Raw genomic sequence first — 4,021 nt, forward strand, 5'->3', positions numbered from 1 at the left:
GCCAAGGCTGATGTTCCCTTGGGTTTAATCGCTAAACCGGGGTTAATCTATCAAGCTGTCACCCGTCTGACTCCCATTCCTATCCGGGTTTTCGTGGAAAATGTCCGCCCCGGGGAACTCCTCAGCCTCAGAGTTCTCGCTATCCCGGGCATGGAACAGAAAATGACCTACCAAGTGGAATCAACCCTCTGTGGTAGTTATATTTCCTATTCTGTCACTCTGCGGGGTTGGCTGTCCCCCTTTATCTGGTGGTTAAGTCGTCCCTATCTAGCCAAAGTCGCCGCCCAACTAGCCCACGCCGCCGAAGAATTAACGGTCTAAAAAAAATTCTCCCCAATTGTGCTAATAAATAATCTGCCAAGGGTCAAGATCTAAGTCACAATGGTATATGGATAGACTTAAACAAAATTTTAGTCAGCTACATTGGTACATATAGTCTACTGATATCATCCCGACGAGTTGAGCGCAACAACCTCAATCCGCCGGGATGAACTATCTCTAGAGACTTTACTGATGAAGTAAGCTCTACAGGAGGGAATTATGGGGGAATTAAACACAGCCGAACTTCTAGTTAAATGTCTAGAGAATGAAGGGGTCGAGTATATTTTTGGGCTACCCGGGGAAGAAAACCTCGATGTTTTGGAAGCCCTGAAAAACTCCTCGATCAAATTTATCACCACCCGTCACGAACAGGGCGCGGCTTTTATGGCCGATGTCTATGGACGCTTGACGGGAAAAGCGGGGGTTTGTCTCTCCACTTTAGGACCGGGGGCGACTAACCTGATGACAGGGGTAGCCGATGCTAACCTCGATGGGGCGCCCTTAGTGGCCATCACCGGCCAGGTGGGAACCGATCGGATGCACATTGAATCCCATCAATACCTGGATCTGGTGGCCATGTTCGCCCCGGTGACGAAATGGAATAAACAAATCGTGCGGCCGGGTATCACCCCAGAAGTGGTACGGAGAGCCTTTAAAACCGCCCAAAGTGAGAAACCGGGGGCAGTTCATATCGATCTTCCCGAAAATATCGCCGCTATGGCTGCCGATGGTCATCCCTTGCCCCTCGATAGTCAGGAAAAAGTTTACGCTTCCTACCGGACTTTGAACATGGCGGCCGCAGTGATTTCTAAAGCGAAAAATCCCTTGATTTTGGCGGGAAATGGGGCAATTCGCGCTAATGCTAGTGAGGCTTTAACGGAATTCGCCACGGCCTTGAATATCCCTGTGGCTAACACTTTTATGGGTAAGGGGGTGATTCCCTATACCCATCCTCTGGCTCTTTGGGCGGTAGGATTACAGCAACGGGATTTGATTAGTTGTGCCTTCGAGCGCAGTGATTTAATTATCGCTGTTGGTTACGATTTAATCGAGTATTCCCCGAAAAAATGGAATCCAGACGGGAAATTACCGATTATTCACATCGGCATGACTCCGGCGGAAATTGACAGCAGTTATGCCCCGGTGGTGGAAGTGGTGGGTGATATCACCGATTCTCTCATCGATATCCTCAAACGGGCCGATCGCCAGAATAAACCAACTCCTGTCACCGCGGGATTAAAGACGGAAATTCGGGCCGATTACGAAACCTATGCCAATGATACGGGTTTTCCGATCAAGCCACAAAAATTGATCTACGATCTGCGTCAGGTGATGGGACCGGAAGATATCGCTATTTGTGACGTGGGCGCTCATAAAATGTGGATGGCGCGCCAGTATCACTCCGATTGTCCCAATACTTGCATTATTTCTAACGGTTTCGCCGCTATGGGTATTGCTATCCCTGGTGCGATCGCCGCTAAGTTAGTTTATCCCGATAAGCGCATTGTGGCGGTGACGGGAGACGGCGGTTTTATGATGAATTGTCAGGAATTGGAGACAGCTTTGCGGGTGGGAACTCCCTTCGTCACTCTCATCTTTAATGATGGCGGTTACGGTTTAATCGAATGGAAGCAGTTAAACTATTTTGGGACATCTTCTTTTATTAAGTTTGGTAATCCCGATTTTGTTAAATTTGCCGAAAGTATGGGATTAAAAGGCTATCGGGTGGAATCTACTCAGGATTTGATCCCGACACTAGAGGAGGCTTTCCGGCAAGAGGTGCCTACGGTGATCGATGTTCCCGTCGATTACGGTGAAAATCTGCGTCTTTCCCAAAAATCGGGCGATTTAAGCTGTCAGATTTGGGAATAGAAGTTGATAGCGGCAAGCAACCCCCTCGGTAGCTTGCCGTTAACTTCTCGAAAAAAATCCCCTAACTAAATCTCAGTTAGGGGGAAGTAATTAGGTTGGCTTTGGTAACGTTAGAAAACCCGATCTAGAATAACCATTCTAGAACCGCCTCATCTTTAGTGTTGGTATTGCGAGAGGGGGTTTCCCGGGTAAATTTCATGTGGATAGAACGATTTTGTTCACCATCGGCGGCCACGGCCATAATCGGATAATCGATTAAACCATCTTGGAAGGACATCTGATAGCGGAAAGTGCCATCGGGATTGAGTTTAATCGGACGACCACCGATAGTTACGGTGGCATCGGGTTCCGTAGCACCATAGACGATTAATTCGGCATCGGCAACTAACCAGAATTTGCGCGGACGTTGTAGGGTTTCCGAAGCACCCATACCGATACCGGAAGCAGTTATGCCTATACCGGAAGCAGTTAGTCCCGATACCGTGGGAACTGCCCACATACCAACCCCAGAGGGGAATACATAAGAACTGATCACTTCCGACATCGGTACGGAACCAGCGACGTGCTGCATGGAACCAAACAAGGAACCGGCCACCCGTAGGGCCTCGATATCGCCGACACTCTCGAAAATTTGGTCGTAGATAGGGCTTCCCGTGGTTCCGGCGCTGCTGCCGTAGCGTTTGCTGGGGGGAACGAGTTCGTAAACAGTTTTACCCACCAGTTCTTCTTCCCAGTTAACGGTGACAAAAATATCTTCAATCCAGTCGGAAGGATAGACGGGAGGAATCCGCACTAAAGGAGAACGGGCCAAAACTAACCAACGACCATCGGCACAACGATAACCGATATCGATAACATAATCTCGATCGCTGACCGGAATCGGTAAATACCATTCCCGGGCTAATTCATCACAGAGATATTCTTGGACGCTATGCGCGCCTTGGCTATTGAGATCGATATCGGTGACATCATAAAGACGCAGGGCTAACTGTTGTCCCCCTTGACGACGGAGATCTTCTTTTGATTCGTTGGGGATATCCCAGTAAGCATAGGCCCACTGAGGATCGCGAGGTAGGAGGGTGATGCGATTTTCACCGTAGCCCCCGGGCAGATCTCCTAAACCATCATCCACTGAACCTAGGATATCTTCGATCGGGTTAGCTTGACCTAATTCAAATTTTGCTGCTTCCACTGGTTTTTCCTCTTTAATAATAGATTTAAAATTGCCGCTTACTCCCATAGCTTGGGTAATTGACTCGATTAACTGCGTTTTCCGCATCCGACTGTAACGAGAGATGCTGTATTGACTGGCAACTCGTCGTAGTTGCCGCAAGGTCATCTCATCTAAGGGGGGGTATTCTGGAACCATGAGTTGACGCTCTCCGATTAGTTACGACGGCAAATGTTTTTGGGCATTTGCAAAAGCAGTGATCTGGGTAATCCTTCTAACTACTCATCGATTGCTTTATGAACGAGAGATCCACTCGATGGGGATCAAGGGAATCGCTTGTTATAAATACCTATTAAACAGCAAGATTCCGATTTTGAACAAGTACCTTGTCATGATTTCTTGATAAAACCGCCAAACCCTTGATCCCAAAGAGATTGTTATATCAGGAAGTTTTGATATGCTGTGCTGCCTTGAAACTGTAGGCGATATTATAGTACAAATAAACTATAATAATTGCTGATTACTGATCACTGATCACTGATTTGTACTCCGATCCCGATCGCCTGTAATCTGATATTGAGACTTTTAGTTAAGGAGACTGAACCGCTTGGCTACTCGTGTGATTATTGTTCGTCATGGACAAAGCAGTTATAACGC

3 protein-coding genes are annotated in these 4,021 nt (G+C 47.6%); 2 read left to right on the top strand and 1 reads right to left on the bottom strand.

Annotation, left to right across the window (positions count from 1 at the left end; all coding sequences use genetic code 11):
• Together PX481_RS12035 and PX481_RS12040 are read left to right on the top strand one after the other, a co-directional pair.
• On the top strand, positions 1-321 hold a 321-nt coding region (locus tag PX481_RS12035), incomplete at its 5' end, for an SRPBCC family protein (protein ID WP_288094638.1).
• 219 nt (positions 322-540) lie between these two features.
• Positions 541-2,193, top strand: a complete 1,653-nt coding sequence (locus PX481_RS12040; protein ID WP_288027129.1) for an acetolactate synthase large subunit — start codon at positions 541-543, stop codon at positions 2,191-2,193.
• Between the two features lie 124 nt (positions 2,194-2,317).
• Here PX481_RS12040 and PX481_RS12045 read toward each other — a convergent pair whose 3' ends face one another.
• Positions 2,318-3,562: a DUF4912 domain-containing protein gene (locus PX481_RS12045; RefSeq protein WP_002759885.1), complete on the bottom strand. Its 1,245-nt coding sequence runs from the start codon at positions 3,560-3,562 to the stop codon at positions 2,318-2,320.
• Positions 3,563-4,021: the final 459 nt, after the last annotated feature.

The organism is Microcystis sp. M53603_WE2, assembly GCF_030065435.1.